Origin of the sequence: Kribbella aluminosa (assembly GCF_017876295.1) — a bacterium.
GTDB lineage: Bacteria > Actinomycetota > Actinomycetes > Propionibacteriales > Kribbellaceae > Kribbella > Kribbella aluminosa.
Window position 1 is genome coordinate 3,011,323 of record NZ_JAGINT010000002.1, and the last position, 17,574, is coordinate 3,028,896.

Below are 17,574 nucleotides of genomic sequence, written 5' to 3' on the forward strand. Positions count from 1 at the left end.
GGAGAGGTATCCGATGACCTCGTACCCGCCCGACGCTGATCCGATCGAACAGGACCAGCCCCGTTCGCAGTTCACCCGGCGTACGGCCCTCAAGGGGCTGGCCGCTGCCGGCCTGCTCACCGCCGTACAGGACGGCATCTTCCTGACCGGTCCGGCTCATGCCGCGACCACTCGTCCGTTGCCGTCCATCCCACCGCTGCCCGCGTCGGTCTCCGGGGTCCGTAACCCGCAGATCCCGGTGACAACGGGGTGGCGGTACTCCAGCTCGCCGCCGCCATCGTTCTGGTCGGCCGGGACGGATACCGCCTCCTGGAAACCGATCGCGGTGCCGGGCGAACCCGCCCTGCAGAGCCAGACGGTCCGGTCCGACGCCGAATGCGCCTACGTCGTGAGCCTGCCGATCCCGGCCGACTTCGCCGGCCGACGGGTGCTGCTTCGGTTCGACGGCGTCTACAACTACGCCCGGCTGTGGGTCAACGGGACCTTTGTGCGTGACCACGACGGTGGATTCACGACCTGGTACGCCGACATCACCTCGCTCGTGACACCCGGCCGTGCGGCCACGGTCACGGTCGGGGTCACCGACCGGGCGACCAGTATTGCGGGCCAGTCGGACTATGCCCACCACATCATCGGCGGCGTCCTGCGGGACGTCACGCTGGTCGCGCTACCCGGTTCGTACCTCAGCCGGCTGCACGTCGACACCCGGTTCGACGCGGCGTACCGGGACGCGACCCTCGAGGTGACGGCTGCGGTCGGCAACCTCGGTGGAGGCACGAACGGCGTCGTGGAGCTGAACCTGGCCGACCCCGCCGGCCGGCCGGTCGCGATCTCGCCGTCGACGCTGAAGCTCACCGATTCGATGCCCCAGGCAACGGCTGGGATCCAGGTCAAGGCGCCGCTCAAGTGGGACGCCGAGCATCCCAACCTGTACACGTTGACGGCGACGTTCAAGTCCAAGGGCACGACCGAGCAGGTCGTCCGGCGGATCGGATTCCGTCAGGTCGAGGTCCAGGGCAACCAGCTGCTGGTGAACGGGCAGCCGGTACATCTGCTGGGTGTCTGCCACCACAGCATCACCGAGGCCCAGGGCCGGTCGACCAACGCCTCGATGGAAGAGCTGGCCGCCAGGCGGTACAAGGAGGCCAACTGCAACTTCGTCAGGACCTCGCACTACCCGCCGACGCCGGCGTTCCTCGACTGGGCCGACAAACTCGGTCTGTACGTCGAGGTCGAGGCGCCGGTGTGCTTCCAGTACGGCACGGTGGACGATCCCGCGTACACCGAGCAGTACATGTCGCAGTACGTGGAGATGCTCGAACGGGACCGGAGCCACCCGAGCGTCATCGACTGGTCGCTCGGCAACGAGAGTGGCATGGGCCGAAACTTCGCCGCCGAGAACACGTACTCGCACGAGGTCGACCCCTCCCGCCCGACCGTGTTCGAGGATGTTGCCCAGCACAACGGCGGGAACCAGGCGGACGTCTACAGCGGCCACTACCCGAACCTCGGCAACGCGAACGGGAACCCGACGCAGCCGGTGCAGTACGGCGAATTCGCGCACGTGCCGTGCTACAACGTCGACACGCTCAGAGCCGATCCTGGTGTTCGGGACTTCTGGGGACACAGCATCGCGAAGCTCGCGGCGAAATTCCGGACGACGAACGGTGTCGTCGGCGGCTCCATCTGGGCCGCGATCGACGAGGTCTTCCACCTTCCGGCCGGCCCGGTCGGCTACGGCGAATGGGGCATCGTCGACCTGTGGCGGCGGCCGAAACCCGAGCACTGGCTGACCAAGAAGGCGTTCTCTCCGGTGCAGATCGCGGACGGCGTCCTGACCGGCCAGACACCCGGCGCGGCGATCGCGGTGCCGGTGACGAACTGGCACGACCACACGAACCTCGGTGAGCTCACCATCGCCTGGAAGATCGGCAACCGATCCGGCAGGCTGAGCGGGGTCGACATCGCTGCCCGGAAATCCGGAACGCTCACCGTTCCGGCCGGCTCCTGGCGATCGGGGGACGTGCTCGCGCTGACCTTCTCCCGCGGCGGATCTCTGGTCGACGAATACCGGATCTGGCTCAACAACAGAACGACTCCGGACTTCCTCGCACCCGGCGGCACCACGCCCGTGGTCCGGGAGACCCCTAGCCGGATCACGGTCACCGGCGTCGACTCGCCCTTCACCGTGGTGTTCGACAAAGTCGCGGGCCGGCTTGTCGAGGCCACCGCGGGCGGAGCACTCGTACTGACCGGCGGACCGGACCTGATGCTCTCGCGGGCAGTCCCCGGTCAGTGGACGGCCGGTTCGGCTGTTGTCACCACCCGCGACGGTCAGGTTGTCGTCACGCTCGCCGGACGATTCGGGTCCATGAACACGACGATCACGGTCGCCATCGACGGCCGCGGTCTGCTGACCACGTCGTACACGATCGCCAACCCGCCGAGTGGCGCCGTCAGCGACGTCGGGATCAGCTACGTGATGCCCGATGAGATCGACACGCTCAGCTGGCAACGCGACGGTCAGTGGACGGCGTACCCGGACGACCACATCGGCCGGGTGGCCGGAACCGCACGCAAGTCGCGCGCAGCGGGAACCGACGGGTACCGGACGCAGCCGAGCTGGCCGTGGGCGCAGGACACGCACAGCTACTACCTGTTCGGCAAGGACAGTGCGCCGCACTGGACCAACGACTTCCGGAGCAGCAAGGCCAACGTCCGGCTCGCGAAGGCGACGGTTGGAGCCCAGGGGCACGGTGTTCAGGTCGAGTCAGGCGGCACGGACTCGGTTCGGCTCGCGCGGGTCGAGTCTCCGGTGGTCGACGACGCGTCACCGCAGATCAGCTACGCAGGAGCGTGGACCCACGCCGATCTTTCGTCCGGATACACGGCCGGCGACCTCTTCGGCACCGAATCGTTCGCCAGCGTGTCCGGCGCCAGCGCCGAGCTGGCATTCACCGGAACCGGTGTCGGGTTCTACTCCGCGAAAGCCGCCAATCTCGGCATCGTCAGGATCTCCATCGACGGGAAGGCCGTCTCGACCCTCGACCTCTACGGTCCCGGCAAGGTTCCTGCGCAACTGGTCTTCCGCAGCGACGCGTTGCCGTACGGCGAGCACAGCATCAAGATCGAGTGCACCGGCGAGAAGAACGCCGCTTCCTCGGGGACGTACGCGCTGGTCGACGCGTTCCGGATCGTGAGCAGCGTCGTCGACGATGCGTCCGGGCAGGTTCGGTACGACGGAACCTGGTCCCACGCGGACACGACGAGCGGCTCGACCGCCGGCGCTCTCGGACAGACCGAGTCCTACAGCAGCGAGGCCGGAGCGACGGCACGGACGACCTTCCGTGGCACCGGGATCCGGGTTGTCTGCCCGGAAGGCCCGAACGAGGGGATCGCGGAGATCTCTGTCGACGGCGGCACTCCCACACGGGTCGATCTGTACGCCGCGAGCAAACAGTTCGCGCAGACAGTGTTCGCGCGGACAGGACTGCTCGACGGTGAGCACACGGTCACAGTACGAGTGACGGGAGACAAGAACCCTGCCGCCACCGACGTCTACGTAGCCGTCGATGCGTTCGACGTCGAGTCCGCTGACCCGTTCGCGTCGATCCAGCCGGGAGTCAACCTGATCACGACCGCGCGGCTGAACTACCCAGATCTCTCGTGGGGCAACTACACCGACCCGGCCATCGTGCTGCCGCCCAACTACAGCGCCACGGCCCGCCTCCGCCTGCTGGCCTGACACTTCATGCCCGGCTGGACGCACCGTGGGAAGTAACGGTGCATCCAGCCGGGCCCCGTCAATCCTGAGGCACTGCCTCGCCGATCTCAGATGGTGAGCTCTTGTTTAGTAGATCGTATTTCGCATATCGTCGCCGTCATGCTTACCGATGATGTGGTACCGCCTGCCGCCCAAGCCGGCGTCCGGCGACGGACCTTCCTTGCAGGCGCCGCCGGGACGGCCGCCGTCGCTGTTGCCTTGCCCCGCGAGGCCGTCGCCGCGCCTGCCGAGGTCGGTGGGGAGACGTACGTCGTGCAATGGCGCAGGCCGCGCCAGACGATCCTCGGCCTGGGCTACGAGATCCAGAGTGACTCCATCGGCTCCGGGAACAACGGCCTCCCGGACGCCACGACCTCAGTTCCGCACGACCTTGTCGAGAGCGAACGAGACCGGCTGTACGACGAGATGCTGCGGGCCGGCGGCCAGCGGGGCTTCCGTTTCTGCAGGCTCGCGATGGGGCTCTATCTGCGGGGTCTCACGCCGGACAAGAAGAATGTGATCGGTCGCTGGCCGGAGCAGCTGGACGAGCTCGCGACGATGATCCGGCGGTCGAAGACCGAGGGCCTGATGGTGGAGTACTGGTCACCGGCGCCGGCCTGGAAATCGACCGGCTCCTACGTCAGGGGGACGCTCAACAGCGGCGATCAGCCGTTCCTGTCCGAGTTCGCCGACGCGCTCGTCCAGGACGTCCGGTACCTCAAGCAGCACGGTCTGCCGGTCTCCTGGTGGGGTCTGCAGAACGAACCGGGGATCACGCCGAACTACTCCGGCTGCGACTACTCGCCGGATCTGTACTACAACGCCTTCCGGACAGCCGCCAGCCGGATCCGGTCGACGTTCCCGGAGGTGCGGATCCATGCCAACAGCCTCGGAGGCCAGCACGGTGTCGGGTGCGACCGGATCCGGGCCGACCGCGGAGCCCTCGCGCTCGTCGACGGCTGGACCTTCCACCACATCGGCTGGGACACCAACTACGAACTGCAGCACGACCTGCAGGTCGACAACGAGCATCGGCCGGTGTTCAACAACGAGTTCGAATACCTGTCGTGGAACACTGCCCGGACGCCTTGGTACACCGTGAACACCGCCCAGTCGGTGATGAACTGGATGACGTTCCAGGACTCTCCGACCTGGGTCTGGCTGCATGCGCTCAAGCCGACGTACAACGCCGAGGCGGTCGGTTACTCGCTCGGCTTCTGGCGGCCCTGGGACGAGGACGACTTCTCGCACTTCCCGGATCTCCCGAAGGGCCACTGGACCTGGAATCCGATGAACTGGAACGGTGTCGCCGGTTTCCTGCGGCACCTGCCCTGGGACTCGGTGCGGGTCGAGGTCGACGAGCCCTCGATCGACGGTGACCATCGGGTTATGGCGTGGCTCGCGCCGGGCGGAACGCGCTCGTTCGCTGTCACGAACCGTACGGCGACCCCGTTCACCTACACGGTCGCGGTCGGCGACAATACCGCGTTCACCGGAAGCCGCTACGCGCACGACACCAACGCACTGTCGATCGGCGCGAAGACCGGACCGCAGTTGAGCATCGCCGTACCGCCCTACGCGATCGAGTTCTGGACCGAGGAGAGCAGCCGATGAGCACCGCCGGAACGTCGCAGCAGGTCGTCGCAGAGGTCGTCGTCGACAATCCGCAAGCCGAGTTCACCGGCACCTGGACGAACTCGTCCTTCCAGCCGCACCTCTACGGCACCGACTACGCCTACACGAACCGCAACGCGGTCTCGCAGGTCGCGCGCGTGGTGCGGTGGCGTCCGGCACTTGCGACCGCGGGGGACTACGCCGTGTCCGTCTGGCTCCCGGATGGCAATGGTGACCGCGCGGACGCGGTGACCTATCGGGTGCGGCACGGTGGTCAGGAGTCGGTCTTCGTGCTGGACCAGACCGTGGCGGGCGGCTACTGGAGGCAACTCGGCCGAGGCCCGCTGGCGTTCACGGGTTCGGGCGACGAGTACGTCGAGCTGCGCGTGGCGGATGTCGCGCCGAAGCCAAATGGTGCGGCGACCTACGTCCAGGCCGACGCCGTCCGTTTCGCACCGCCACCTCCGCCGTTGGCGTCCGGGCCGCAGGTCGACGTCGTTGCTGGGCGCAACTATGCGGAGCTTTCGTGGCCGACGCTGGACGGGGCGTCGTCGTACGTCGTACGGCGGGCGCTTGCCGGTCAGCAGCCCGAGGAGGTCGCCGAAGTCGTCAGTGCGGGCTACCTCGACCTGTCGCTCGACTCGCGGTCCGACTACGTGTTCACGGTCGCGGGTGTCAACGGCGCCGGCCTGGGGCCCTCGTCGCGCACGGTGCGGGTCCGGTACGCGGCAGGTGCACCGTTGGAGGCCGTCCAAGGACTGGTTGTCACCGGCAACGGTCCGAAGGCAGTCCTGCAATGGCAGCCGTCGCTGGGTGCGACCGGCTACCGGATCGAGAAGGCGACGCGCAGCGGGCGGGCCGGCCAGGTGATCGCCACGGTCACCGGGACGACCTTCATCGACGTACCGCCAGGCCCGCAGGCGTACTACGTGGTCCGATCGACCAACGCTGCGGGGACATGCGCGCTCGGATCCTGGCAGGTCGCCTGGTTGCGGGCCTGAGCGTTCGGCGCTCAGAGAGGCGGCAGGCCGAGTTGCCGGCGGTGGCCATCGCGGAGCAGGCTCGCCGGACTCACGACGGATGATCCGGCATCGAGCACTAGCTCGGAGCCGTTGAGCAGTCGTGCGTCCGGCGACGCCGCGAAGGCCACGGTCGCAGCGACCTCCTCGGGTGTGCCCAGCAGGCGCATCGGGTTGCTCTCCTCGAGGCGCACCAAGTCGGCCGTGTCGCCAAGCCGCGACTCGGTCGCAGGCGTCCGGATCCAGCCTGGCGAGACGGTCACGAAGCACAATCCGTGGTGTCCGTAGTCGACCGCGAGTTGACGCGTCAGTGCCGCGACCGCTCCCTTGGCAGCCGCGTACGCCGGCAGTCCCGGAGCCGTCGTTCGGTGCAGGACCGATCCGACGGTCACCACGACTCCGGACCCCGCGGCGACCATGGCGGGCAAGACCGCCCGTGTGCAGAGGAAGACGGACCCCAGGTTGGCGGCGAGTACGTCGTTCCAGTCGTCGATCGTGGTCTCGTGCAGCGGCGATCCGCTGGTCAGCCCGGCGCACGCGACGAGAACGTCGACCCCGCTCGCGGTAGCCCCGGCGAACGCGGCGGTGACGTCGTCCGGATTCGTGACGTCGGCGCGGTGGAACGTCACCCCGTCCATCTCCGGGTCGACGACGTCGATCCCGGCGACGACGTACCCCTCGGCCAGAAAGCGTGTGGCCACCGCGCGGCCGATGCCGCCGGCCGCGCCGGTCACCACGACTGTTCGACTCATCCGGACTCCTCTGGAACGCAGGTCGTATATCGCATATCGTAGCTCACTGCGGGGCGACGGTCGCCCCGTGGAAATGAGGTTGTCATGGACGACCCGCCCGCAGGCCTCGTGCTCTGTGTCGGCGAGACGATGGCGCAAGTCGTACCGGTCGACGGACGGTCCTTGGCCACCGCTGCCGAGTTCGCTGTTCACGTCGCCGGGGCCGAGTCCAACGTCGCACTGGGCCTGGCTGCGCTCGGCACGCCGTCCGGATGGGTGAGCCGGGTCGGCGACGACGCGCTCGGCGATCGGGTGCTCGCCGCTGTGGCGGCGGGTGACGTCGACACGACGCTGGTCCAGCGAGAACCCGGCGGACGTACTGGCGTCTTCTTCAAGGACCCTTCGCCTACCGGATCACGTGTCTCGTATTACCGCGACGGATCGCCCGCGAGTCGTCTCGGACCGGATGATGTCGACCGCATCTTGGCCGCCCGGCCGCGGTCGATTCATGTGACCGGAGTATCGCTTGCCTTGTCGCCGTCGACCCTCGCCATGGTCCGCGAACTGCTGATGGAGGCGCGGGCGGAACGGGTACAGACGACGTTCGACATCAACTATCGGCCGCAACTATGGACGCATCGCGAGACCGCGGCGACAACTCTCGCCGCGACGGCAGAACTCGCCGACACGGTGCTGGTGGGGCTCGACGAAGCCTGCACGCTCTGGAACACGGAGACGCCGGCTGATGTGCGTCGGTTACTGGGTGATCCGTGCACGGTGGTCGTCAAGGACGGCTCACGGTCGGCGAGCGCGTTGACGCACAACGATAGGTACGACGTCTCCGCATTGCCGGTGGACGTCGTTGAACCGGTCGGTGCGGGTGACGCATTCGCGGCCGGGTGGATTCATGCCCGGCTGGCCGGCGCGAACCCAGTGGTGGCGTTGCGCTTGGGACATCTGGTGGCCGGCTACGCACTCCGGAGCCGTGATGACCAGGGCGAGCTGATCCGCGACAGTGCGGGCCTGCTCGGGCGCGCGACCGCGGGCCGGGACTGGTTTGCCTTGAAGGAGGCTCTTGATGACTGAACTGTCCATGGCGAACGCCGATGAGTGGTTCGACCGTGCATTGGCGACCACCCACGTGATGGCGATCCTCCGCGGGTTTTCGCCCAAGCGCACTGTCGAGCTGGCCGAGCGGGCGTGGGCCGCCGGTATCCAAGCCGTCGAGGTACCTGCGCAGGGCCCGGTTTCCTTGCGTGCCTTGCAGGCCACGGCCGAAGCCGCTCGCTCGGCTGGAGCGATTGCCGGTGCCGGAACGGTCGTGTGTGCCGAAGGGGTCGCTGAAGTCCGCGACGCCGGTGCGATGTTCACGGTCGCGCCGGGGTTCGATCCGGTCGTGTCCGCGGCGAGCCTGGCCGCCGGCATGCCGCATCTTCCCGGCGTGGCTACCCCGACCGAAGTTCAACGGGCACAGGCGTTCGGGCACCGCTGGCTGAAGCTGTTCCCGGCGTCTGTGCTCGGAGTGGCCGTGATCGCGGCAATGCGCGGGCCGTTTCCCGAGGTGTCCTTCGTGGCGACTGGTGGTGTCGGTGTTCACAACGCAAAGGAGTTCCTGGACTCCGGTGCGCTCGCGGTCTCGCTCGGTGCCTCGTTCGCCGACGCGGCGGAGTCCGAGCTGGCCGATCTGATCGGGAGGGACGTGCCATGAACGACTGAGCGCAGGCAACGGCGAAGGGCCCGAACTTTCGGTTCGGGCCCTTCGCGTGGGGGAGGGGAGCAAGACTCGTAGTCAGCGTCCGTCGGTCCGCCAGCCGGCGACGCGGTCCCAGTCGAGCTCGATGCCCAGGCCGGGGCCCTCGGGGACCGGAAGGCAGCCGTCGACGAGCTGGAACGGCGCGACGGTGAGCGAGTCGCGCAGCGGGTTCGGCAGTTGGTTGAACTCGAACGTCCGGAAGTTCGGTATCGCGGCCGACAGGTGCAGGCTGGCTGCGACGCCGACGGCCGACCCGACGCCGTGCGGTGCCACGTCGACGTGGAAGGCACCCGCCAGGGCGGCGATCTTCAGCGACTCCGAGAGGCCGCCGGCCCGGGCGACGTTCGGCATGATCACGTCGACCGCTCCGCCGACGAGGTATTCCCGGAAGTCGTAGCGGGTGAACAGCGTCTCGCCGTTGACGAGGCTCATCGGCAGGTGGCTGCGCAGCCTCTGGTATCCGGCCAGGTCGTCGACGGCCAACGGCTCTTCGAACCAGGTGATCCCGAGTTCGGCGAGCGCGAGACCGATCGGCAGGGCGATATCGCTGGTGTAGGCGCAGTTGAGGTCGACCAGCAGTTCGATGTCGTCGCCGATCGCTGCTCGGACAGCGCGGGCATGAGCGAGATCGGTGTTCCGCCCGCGGCCCAGCTTGAGTTTGAGCGCCCGGAAGCCCTGGTCGACGAAGTTGCGGGCCATCCGGGCCGACTGGTCCGGGTCGGAGCACATCGGTACCGGGCTGGCGTACACCGGGACGAGTTCGCGGTGCGGGCCGCCGAGGAGCCGGTGGATCGGCAGCCCGAGGGCCTTTCCCTTGAGGTCCCACAGGGCGATGTCGACCCCGCTCATGGCCTCGAGGTAGAAACCGCGTAGGTGGCCGCCGCCGCTCATCGCGCCGAAGACCTTCGACCAGATGACGTCGATCGCGAGCGCGTCCTCGCCGATGACCAGCGGGGCGATGATCTCGTCGACGATCCGGCTGGTGACCGCGGGGCTGGGGAGCCCGTAGCACTCGCCGATGCCCTGCAGGCCGTTGGTGGCAGTCAGCACGATCAAGGTGCTGAACTGGCCGGAGCGGCGCAGCGTCCGGTGGCTTGCGGCGGGATGGACGAGCCAGTCCGGGACGGTCTCCCCGGGGTAGAGGTCGGCGAACGAAGCGGTCAGCGGGATCGCTTCGACGGTGGCGATCCGGACCGTGCCGGGGTGTTCGGCGCGGTCTTCGGGGGCGGGAAGGCCTTGGGTCACTTCTTCACCAGTGCCTGCATCTCGCCGTTCGCGGCGTCCAGTGCCTGTTGCGGGGTCTCCTTGCCGATCAGCGCGGCCTGGACGTGCGCGGCGAGTGCGCTCTCCATCTGGCCGTACGCCGGGAACTGCCACAGGGGGTCCGGCTGGGCGTTGGCCGTGATCGCCGTCTGCCAGGCGGAGCTGTACGGGTCGGACTTGAACGCCGGCGAGTCGAGTGCGGCCTGGGTGGTCGGTGCGGAGCCGATGGCCTTGTACCGGTTGATCGCCGTTGGGGTGTCGCTGGTCAGGTATCCGGCGAACTTCGCGGCGGTGCCGGCCGGGCCGTCCTTGAAGACGACCACGAGGCCGCCCCACGCGAGGGACTGCGGGGTGTCGCCGGCCTGCTTGACCGGCCGCGCGATCGGTACGGTGTTCTGCAGCAGCGTCTGGTCCTTCGCCTGGTTCTTGATCGTGCCGCGGACCTGGTTGGCGTCGTCGAAGAACGCGGTCCGGCCTTGGCTGAACAAGGTGCGGGCTTCGGGCCGGCCGATGTTGAGGCTGATCAGCTTCTGGTCGAGCAGCGACTTGAGCCAGGTGAGCGCTTCCACTGCGCCGGCGTCGTTCACCTTGATCTGGTCACCGTCGACGATCGGCGAGCCGAAGGTACGGAACCACGGAATGACGTCCTTGATGGTTTCGGGTTTCGTCGTCATCGCGTACGGGACATAGTCGCCGCCGAGGGCCTTGATCTTCTTCAGGGCCGCTTCGAAGTCGGCGATCGTCTTCGGTGCGGACGTTACGCCGGCCTTCTGCAGCAGTGCCTGGTTGCTGACGAGGCCGATCGATCCGGTGTACCAGGGCAGGCCGAGTTGCTTGCCGTCGATCTGACCGGACTTGAGGGCCGCCTCGGTGTAGCCACCGGACTTCGCGTACGCGCCGAGGTCCGCGAGAACTCCGAGCTGGGACAGCGAGTTGAGGTCCGCGATGTCGAGTTGGGCCGCGCCCTTGAGGTCATGGCTCCGGGCCCGCAGCAGCACCTGGTTGCGGTATTCGGCGAAGGGGTACGACGAGAGCTGCGCCTTGATGCCCTTGTCCTTGGTGAAGCCGTCGGCCTCGGTTGTGATCAGGGCCTTCTGCGCGTCCTCGCCGTAGTACCAGCTGGTGAACGTGAAGTCCTGGAGCTTGCTGTCCGTGCCGGGCGCCGGGGCGGCGGAGCCGCCGCCACCGGAGCAGCCGGCCGCGAGCATCGCGGTACCGAGTGCGAGACCGAGGACCGTTGGCAGCCGGCCGAATCTCGTTGTTGACATGGTGCGGTTCCTTTCGGGTGAACGGATCAGGCCTTGACGGCGCCGGAGCTGAGACCGGCGACGAAGTGGCGCTGCAGGAGCAGGAAGATGAGCACGACAGGCAGCGAGCAGACGAGTGATGCGGCCATCAGCTCGGGCCAGCGGTTGCTCGATTCGCTGAGGTAGGTGTTGACGAGTCCCGGCGGCAAGGTCCGGGTGCTGTCGCCGGACAGCGTGAGCGCGAAGACGAAGTCGTTCCAGCCGCGGATGAACGCGAACATCCCGGCTGCGACCAGGCCCGGCCGGACGAGGGGCAGCAGGATCCGGTGGATGATGACACCTTGGCCGGCGCCGTCGATCTTCGCCGCCTCGATGATCTCGTCGGGAATGCCGTCGAACACTCCCTTGAGCATCCAGACGCACAGCGGCAGCGTGAAAGTGGTGAAGGCGATGATCAGCACGAGGTATGTGTTCAGCAGCCCGAGGGCACTGAACAAGGCGTACATCGTGGTCAGCAGCAGCACGTGCGGGAACAGTTGCGACACGAGGAACGTGAGCATGATCGTCCGGCGGCCGCGATAACGGAACTTGGAGAACGAGTAGGCGCAGTAGCTGCCGATGGCAACACTTCCGAGCGCCGTGACCGATGAGACGAGCAGGCTGTTGACGAGATAACGCAGTACGTCGTGGTTGCCCAGCACCGTCGACAGATGGCTCAGTGTCAGCGAGCTGGGGATCAGCCGCGGCGGGAACTCGAAGACGTCGCCGTCGGGTTTGATCGCGGTCGTCACCAGCCAGTAGGCCGGCGCGAGACCGAAGAGCGCGATGAAGGTCAGCGACGTACGGCGCAGCCACCGTACTGGGCCGGACTCGTCCGTCGGGCCACCCGGCCGGCGCCGTCCGAACGTGCTCCGGGGGAGCGGTGCGATGGTCATGACTTGTTCTCCGTGATGCGCAGGTAGATGAGGACGATCGGGAGCAGGAACGCCAGCCAGAGCAGGCCGATCGCGCTCGCCTTGCCGAGGTCGAACCCCTTGAACGCGGTTTCGTACACCGCGAGCGAGAACGTCGTGGTCGCCCTGGCAGGCCCGCCGCCGGTGAGCACGTAGATGGTGTCGAAGTGCTGGAAGTTCCACATGAACTCGAGCAGCACGACGACGCCGGCCACCGGGCGCAGCGAGGGCCAGGTGATGAACCGAAAGCGCTGCAGGGCGTTCGCGCCGTCGACGTGGGCGGCCTCGATCGCACCGGCAGGGAGGGCCTGGAGGCCGGCCAGCAACATCACCATCATCCAGGGGAACGTGGACCAGCACCGTGCGACGACGACCGCCAGCAACGCACCGGTGCCTGAGTCCAGCCAGCCGACGTTCGAGTCGATCAGCCCGATCGAGCGCAGTACCCCGTTGAGTACGCCGTAGTTCGCGTCGAAGATCCATAGCCACAGGAACGACACCACGACGCCTGGAAGGATCCACGGCACCAGCAGCACCGAGCGAAGAATCCCGCGACCGCGCATCCGCTGGTTGAGTCCGAGCGCGGCCACCAGACCGATCAGGAACGGCAGGAGCGTGGCCGGGACGGCGAAGAGCAGCGTCGTACGGAGGAGGGGCCAGAGGTCCTTGGCCGCACTGGCCAGGTTGTCGAGGCCGGTGAAGGTACGGCCGGAGACCAGCAGGTTGTGGTCGAAGAACGCATCGATCACAGCACCGATCAACGGGTAGATCAGGACGGCGGTCAGCAGCGTCACTGCCGGCAGGACGAGCAAGACCGGAAAGACCTGGCGTCGTGCTCGCCGCGGCACGCTCGGTCGCGACACGGCGGAGCGACCACCGGGAATCGTCAGTTGGACTCGGTCAGACATGACTCATACGATATACGATCTACTAACTGAGTCAATATACGATCTACGGTAGGGTCTATGGAGTGGTACGGCGCGACAGGAGGATCGATGGCAGACGGCGACACCAGTGGGCGTCTGGTGGTTCGGACGAAGACCGAGCTGATCCGGGATCGGCTCGAGGCGCAGATCATCGAGGGGCAGTTGGAGCCCGGCGCGCGGATCGTGCTCGACGAGCTCGCCCGTGAGCTGGGCGTCTCGAAGATCCCGATCCGGGAAGCGCTGTCGAGTCTGGAGTCGCAGGGGCTGGTGGTGCAGTCACCGCATTCGGGTCCGCGGGTGGCGCCGCTGTCGCTGCGCGAGTTCCAGGCGATCTACCTCCTCCGGGAAGAGGTCGAAGCCCTGGTCGCCCGGCTGGCCGCGACCAAGATCGACGACGCCGAGCTCACCCGGATGCGGGAGATCAACGCGAGGATGCGAGCCATGCTCGGCTCCGGAGACGGTGCCGCCCTCGCCGACCTCAACACGCAGTTCCATCTGGCGATCGCGAAGGCGACCACCTATCAGTCCTTGGTGGACGCGGTGACCCAGTCGCTCCGGTCGGTCCGCCGCTACCGGGCGGTGATCGACAAGCTGGCCACCAACTGGCCGGCCGCCGTCGACGAGCACGACAAGGTCCTGACGGCGCTGGAGTCCCGAGACCCGGTCCGCGTCGAGAAAGCCGTCCGCGGTCACGTCCGAAGCCAACGCCAGAGCGAAGTCACCACCGACGACACCGAGACCGACTGAGGCGGGCGCAGCATCGACGATCGGCCCGTGCCGCGGCTGCCGCGGTGCCGCGGCGCAACGGAGCGATGCGGTGGGTGACCGATACGCACTCAGCCGACCTTGGTGAATGTCCAGGCGGTCCCGGTGCCGGACTCCTGGGTAAGCAGGCTGCCGTCGGCAGTGCCTCCGGCCTGGATCGCCAGACCGCTGATCTTGCTGACCAGTGATGTGCCGGAGCCGTTGGCAGTCATTCCCCAGTGCTGGTTGTCGTTGCCGGTGCACGGCCACTGAATGATCCTGCCGCCGGGTGCTGTCGACGAGCCGGCGTCGTCCAGACATTGCCCGGAGGCCGAGTTCTTGAACGAATAGCTGCCGTCGGGGTTGGCGGTTGCGGTCCATTTCTGGTTGGTGCCACTGTTGTTGTGCCAGACGATCAGCTGGATCCCAGCGGTCGTCGAGGAGTTCGGGTCGTCGATCAGTTGTGTGTTACCGGTCCGGCTGAGCTGGTAGATGCCACCGGAGGCCAGTGTGTTGCCCCAGATGTCGGTGATCGGCGTGGCGGTTGCGGCCGAGCCGGCATGCGGGAGATCGTAGGAATCCTCGATTGTGCGGAGAACGTTGTAATGATTGATGTGTTCACCGTAGGAACCCGGTCGTACGTGCGCGCCGGAGAACACGGTCGCGATCTGATTCACCGTGGTGAAGTCGTCTTCGTCGAATGTGACGATCAGCAGGCTGTTGTGCGTCGTGGCCCAGCGTGCGTAGGCGTCGAGCTTGTTCTTTGTCCAGGCGTCTCCGGTTGCGACCGAGCAGTTGTGCATCGAGTTGCACATGTTTGCGGTCACGAAGGAGACGGTGGGCAGGGTGCTGAAGTCGGTCGGGAAGGACGAGAATGGCTTGTTGTCGGCCGCCGGGACGTTGGTGAAGTCGACCGCTGGGTTGCGGGCGCGCTGGTACTGGTTGTCTGGGCTTGCGCACGCGGTGTACCCGGTCGACGGCATGCTTTCCGAGTACTCGGAGAACGTCAATCCCGCCCCGATGAGCTCCGAGCCCAGGTTCGGGGCCGAGTAACTCAGCGGGCACGGGTCACCTGAAATCCCCTGGGTGGACCCGGAGAACAGTGCGAGGTAGTTGCCTTCACTGGGGTGGGTGACGCCGAACGACTGCGTCATTTTCGCCCCACCTGCTGCCAGCGAATTGATGTACGGCGCACTCGAACTCCCGTAGATCGCCGACGCCGGTTGATTCTCGTGAATGACAACGACGATGTGGTCGAAACGCGGCACAGAACCGGCTGCGTCAGCCGGTGATGCCGTGAGTGGAATTCCCGCCGCCACAACGGCGACGGCCGCCGCTGCGGCCGTCAACAACTTCCGGCGAACCATCCTGTTCCTCTCCGATCATTGAAGGGAATGAGTCGGACAGCGCCAAGCGAACTTCTCCGCGACAATCGGCGCGGTTCCGGGCTCACGTCAAATGAACGGTCCCGACGGACGTCGGCCTCAGTGCCGACTGCTGCCATCAGAACTGGTCCTGGACAGAGTGGCGGACGTCACCTCATGCAGACCAGTCATGATCTGGCTATACGCCCTATAACCAGCCAGGCAGAGCCGATGCGCTTCACAGCCGAGAGCGTCGACTCGATGTCGGACGTGTGCACTCGGAACTGACCCAGGCGAGCGGCACTCTGACCTTCCGTCGAGCGGGTTTCTCTCCTCAGGATGAAGTTGCCGGAGCGGGGTGGCCAGGACGGGGCGACTCGGGGGCACATGCAGCCGGATGTGTGATCGGGCGTGTGGCCAACCTGTTGGTTCCGGCGGTCGCAGTCATCGGGCCGGAGCCGTCGGGCCGGTGAGTATTTCTGAGCTGCGATGGAACGATCGCTGCGCGCGGAACTCCCTCCGCCACTGCGAGATCTCCCAGTCGCGCCCGCTGTTCTTGGTTCGGATGCGGCGCTGATCGGAGCGGCGCGGCTGGCTTGGATGGACCTTGAATGAACGTTATCGAGGTGCTGCGAGGCGGGCCGGGTCGTGTCCGTCCAGGCCTATCCGGGCGAGCCGATGCGTGACCCGGGCACGATTCATCACGTCGCGCAAGCCTGCGCGATCGGCGGTGCGGCCGGGATTCGCGCCCAAGGAATCGCCGACCTGGCAGCCATCCGCCCAGCGGTCGACCGGCCTCTCATCGGGCTGTGGAAGGACTGGACGAGGGGCGTCGTCGTCACGCCGACCGTCGGGCACGCGGTCGCGGTGGCCCGCACCGGCTGCGAGATCGTCGCCGTCGATGGCACCGTGCGCTTCCGGCCGGACGACTCGTCGGTCGCGGACTCGATCGCCGCGCGATCCACGCCGCAGGCGCACTCGCGATGGCGGATTGCTCGTGCCTCGCCGCGGCTGCGGCTGGGGCCGTCTCATCGGTACGACGCTCGCCGGCTACACGGACGACACTGCCAGGACCGACGGGCTGGCCCTCGCTCTGGTCGCCACCTTCGCCCGCGAACTCGACCGCCCGATCATCGCCGAAGACTGCATCCACACCCCAACTCAGGCGAAATCCGCAGTCGGCGCCCGGCGCCCACGCCGTCGTCGTAGGCACGGCCATTCACCCACCCCACCACCAGCACCTCGTGGTGTTCGGACTCCGTACGCTGAGCCTGAAGATGTGACGAACCCCAACCGCGAATAGCTGGCCGGGGTTGCTATCAACGGGACGCGTCAGTTCGAGGTTACGCAGGTAACGAACGGCTGGACCGTGATCTGGCCCTTGGGGTCGTTGTTGGTCATTGCGACGGTCCAGGACGTCGCAGACGCCACTCCGTCTGCTTCGGCCACGTCGCTCGGGTAGGAGCCGTTCAGGACCAGGTCGGCGGGCGTGCCGCTGCCGGAGTCCCACTTGCCCCCGCCGCTGATCGCCTTCTTTCCCGCGGCGCACCCGAGCTTCAAAGTGCTGTATCCCTTGGGCACAGTCGTCGGCTGGCCGTCCACTGCGAGCCCGGATACACCGTCCTTGCCAGCTGCGCCAACGGGTCCCTCAGCACCTGCAGGCCCCGCGGGCCTCGCCCGTGCCGACCTTATTGAGCTTTCCCGAACTGCGGGGCTCAGGTCACTCTCGCCCAGCGAGTTGTCGACAACCTGGAGCGACGCAACAGGGCGCGCGCGCAGCGGGAGTGTGCGGGGACTGACGGGTATTGGCGGCGGTCAGCGCCGTTCACGTCGTGGCCGCCGTACTGCTCGTGGCGGGCGTGTTCTCGCGTTGCCTCGGCGCGGCCGTCCCGATGATCGCGGCAGTCGCTTGCCGGGATCATCGGATAGGTGGGTCGACCCGTCACTCCTACGGCTACGCACCTATCGACCGGTGTTTGGCCAGGCGTCCGGTGAGGTCGGCGTAGTTGCGGGGGTTCTGTGGTGTCCAGCCGGCTTTGGCGGCCGGGGCGATCCGTGGGTAGGCGTAGTGTTGGGCCTGGGTCGGTCCGGCGGATGAACTCGCCCCACAGAGCGGACTCGACGCCGAGAACATCGGACTCGTCGACGCCCGGGCTGAAGGTTCTCGGATCCCAGTTGCGGTGGCGGTTGAGATCGC

14 protein-coding genes are annotated in these 17,574 nt (G+C 67.2%); 7 read left to right on the forward strand and 7 right to left on the reverse strand.

The genetic code is table 11. The annotated features are described in order from the left end of the window. The first annotated feature begins 13 nt into the window (after window positions 1-13). From JOF29_RS35560 to JOF29_RS35570, 3 genes are all read left to right on the forward strand, one after another. Window positions 14-3,745, forward strand: coding sequence for a glycoside hydrolase family 2 TIM barrel-domain containing protein (locus JOF29_RS35560; RefSeq protein WP_209698738.1), 3,732 nt, complete (start codon window positions 14-16; stop codon window positions 3,743-3,745). Window positions 3,746-3,883: 138 nt separating this feature from the next. Further along, the gene (locus JOF29_RS35565; RefSeq protein ID WP_209698739.1) at window positions 3,884-5,377 is read left to right on the forward strand and encodes a glycoside hydrolase; all 1,494 of its coding nucleotides are present in this window, start codon (window positions 3,884-3,886) and stop codon (window positions 5,375-5,377) included. Further along, a complete protein-coding gene (locus JOF29_RS35570; protein WP_209698740.1) occupies window positions 5,374-6,378 on the forward strand; it encodes a golvesin C-terminal-like domain-containing protein in 1,005 nt (334 codons plus the stop codon). Before JOF29_RS35565 ends, JOF29_RS35570 begins: the two co-directional genes overlap by 4 nt. Before the next feature lie 11 nt (window positions 6,379-6,389). Here JOF29_RS35570 and JOF29_RS35575 read toward each other — a convergent pair whose 3' ends face one another. Next, window positions 6,390-7,148 carry an SDR family NAD(P)-dependent oxidoreductase gene (locus JOF29_RS35575; protein WP_209698741.1) on the reverse strand — a complete coding sequence of 253 codons (759 nt, stop codon included), beginning with the start codon at window positions 7,146-7,148 and terminating at the stop codon, window positions 6,390-6,392. A gap of 84 nt (window positions 7,149-7,232) precedes the next feature. On the opposite strand from JOF29_RS35575, the gene JOF29_RS35580 reads away from it, so the two are divergent. Next, entirely contained in the window at window positions 7,233-8,213 is a 981-nt protein-coding gene (locus JOF29_RS35580; RefSeq protein WP_209698742.1) for a sugar kinase, read from the forward strand. Continuing rightward, a complete protein-coding gene (locus tag JOF29_RS35585; RefSeq protein WP_209698743.1) occupies window positions 8,206-8,835 on the forward strand; it encodes a bifunctional 4-hydroxy-2-oxoglutarate aldolase/2-dehydro-3-deoxy-phosphogluconate aldolase in 630 nt (209 codons plus the stop codon). Before JOF29_RS35580 ends, JOF29_RS35585 begins: the two co-directional genes overlap by 8 nt. An 81-nt stretch (window positions 8,836-8,916) precedes the next feature. Here JOF29_RS35585 and JOF29_RS35590 read toward each other — a convergent pair whose 3' ends face one another. From JOF29_RS35590 to JOF29_RS35605, 4 genes are read right to left on the reverse strand one after another with little or no spacing between them, the layout of a single operon-like run. Further along, window positions 8,917-10,125, reverse strand: coding sequence for a mandelate racemase/muconate lactonizing enzyme family protein (locus JOF29_RS35590; RefSeq protein ID WP_209698744.1), 1,209 nt, complete (start codon window positions 10,123-10,125; stop codon window positions 8,917-8,919). Further along, on the reverse strand, window positions 10,122-11,411 hold the full coding sequence (locus JOF29_RS35595; protein ID WP_209698745.1) for a sugar ABC transporter substrate-binding protein: 1,290 nt from the start codon (window positions 11,409-11,411) through the stop codon (window positions 10,122-10,124). The genes JOF29_RS35590 and JOF29_RS35595 overlap by 4 nt, the downstream gene beginning before the upstream one ends. Window positions 11,412-11,437: 26 nt before the next feature. Next, entirely contained in the window at window positions 11,438-12,325 is an 888-nt protein-coding gene (locus JOF29_RS35600) for a carbohydrate ABC transporter permease (RefSeq protein WP_209698746.1), read from the reverse strand. Further along, window positions 12,322-13,251: a carbohydrate ABC transporter permease gene (locus JOF29_RS35605; RefSeq protein WP_209698747.1), complete on the reverse strand. Its 930-nt coding sequence runs from the start codon at window positions 13,249-13,251 to the stop codon at window positions 12,322-12,324. Before JOF29_RS35605 ends, JOF29_RS35600 begins: the two co-directional genes overlap by 4 nt. An 87-nt stretch (window positions 13,252-13,338) precedes the next feature. On the opposite strand from JOF29_RS35605, the gene JOF29_RS35610 reads away from it, so the two are divergent. Next, window positions 13,339-14,016, forward strand: coding sequence for a GntR family transcriptional regulator (locus JOF29_RS35610; protein ID WP_209698748.1), 678 nt, complete (start codon window positions 13,339-13,341; stop codon window positions 14,014-14,016). Between the two features lie 89 nt (window positions 14,017-14,105). Here the strand turns inward: JOF29_RS35610 and JOF29_RS35615 are convergent, their stop codons facing one another. Further along, window positions 14,106-15,380, reverse strand: a complete 1,275-nt coding sequence (locus JOF29_RS35615) for an alkaline phosphatase family protein (protein ID WP_209698749.1) — start codon at window positions 15,378-15,380, stop codon at window positions 14,106-14,108. A 675-nt stretch (window positions 15,381-16,055) separates the two neighbouring features. Here JOF29_RS35615 and JOF29_RS45725 point away from each other — a divergent pair. Then, on the forward strand, window positions 16,056-16,586 hold the full coding sequence (locus JOF29_RS45725) for a hypothetical protein (RefSeq protein ID WP_307863996.1): 531 nt from the start codon (window positions 16,056-16,058) through the stop codon (window positions 16,584-16,586). A gap of 123 nt (window positions 16,587-16,709) precedes the next feature. On the opposite strand, the gene JOF29_RS35625 is transcribed toward JOF29_RS45725, so the two are convergent. Further along, window positions 16,710-16,937 carry a hypothetical protein gene (locus JOF29_RS35625; RefSeq protein ID WP_209698750.1) on the reverse strand — a complete coding sequence of 76 codons (228 nt, stop codon included), beginning with the start codon at window positions 16,935-16,937 and terminating at the stop codon, window positions 16,710-16,712. Window positions 16,938-17,574: the final 637 nt, after the last annotated feature.

Coding starts and splice junctions, on each gene's coding strand:
- JOF29_RS35560 (WP_209698738.1), top strand. CDS start 14: ATGACCTCGTACCCGCCCGACGCTGATCCGATCGAACAGGACCAGCCC.
- JOF29_RS35565 (WP_209698739.1), top strand. CDS start 3,884: ATGCTTACCGATGATGTGGTACCGCCTGCCGCCCAAGCCGGCGTCCGG.
- JOF29_RS35570 (WP_209698740.1), top strand. CDS start 5,374: ATGAGCACCGCCGGAACGTCGCAGCAGGTCGTCGCAGAGGTCGTCGTC.
- JOF29_RS35575 (WP_209698741.1), bottom strand. CDS start 7,148: ATGAGTCGAACAGTCGTGGTGACCGGCGCGGCCGGCGGCATCGGCCGC.
- JOF29_RS35580 (WP_209698742.1), top strand. CDS start 7,233: ATGGACGACCCGCCCGCAGGCCTCGTGCTCTGTGTCGGCGAGACGATG.
- JOF29_RS35585 (WP_209698743.1), top strand. CDS start 8,206: ATGACTGAACTGTCCATGGCGAACGCCGATGAGTGGTTCGACCGTGCA.
- JOF29_RS35595 (WP_209698745.1), bottom strand. CDS start 11,411: ATGTCAACAACGAGATTCGGCCGGCTGCCAACGGTCCTCGGTCTCGCA.
- JOF29_RS35600 (WP_209698746.1), bottom strand. CDS start 12,325: ATGACCATCGCACCGCTCCCCCGGAGCACGTTCGGACGGCGCCGGCCG.
- JOF29_RS35605 (WP_209698747.1), bottom strand. CDS start 13,251: ATGTCTGACCGAGTCCAACTGACGATTCCCGGTGGTCGCTCCGCCGTG.
- JOF29_RS35610 (WP_209698748.1), top strand. CDS start 13,339: ATGGCAGACGGCGACACCAGTGGGCGTCTGGTGGTTCGGACGAAGACC.
- JOF29_RS35615 (WP_209698749.1), bottom strand. CDS start 15,380: ATGGTTCGCCGGAAGTTGTTGACGGCCGCAGCGGCGGCCGTCGCCGTT.
- JOF29_RS45725 (WP_307863996.1), top strand. CDS start 16,056: ATGCGTGACCCGGGCACGATTCATCACGTCGCGCAAGCCTGCGCGATC.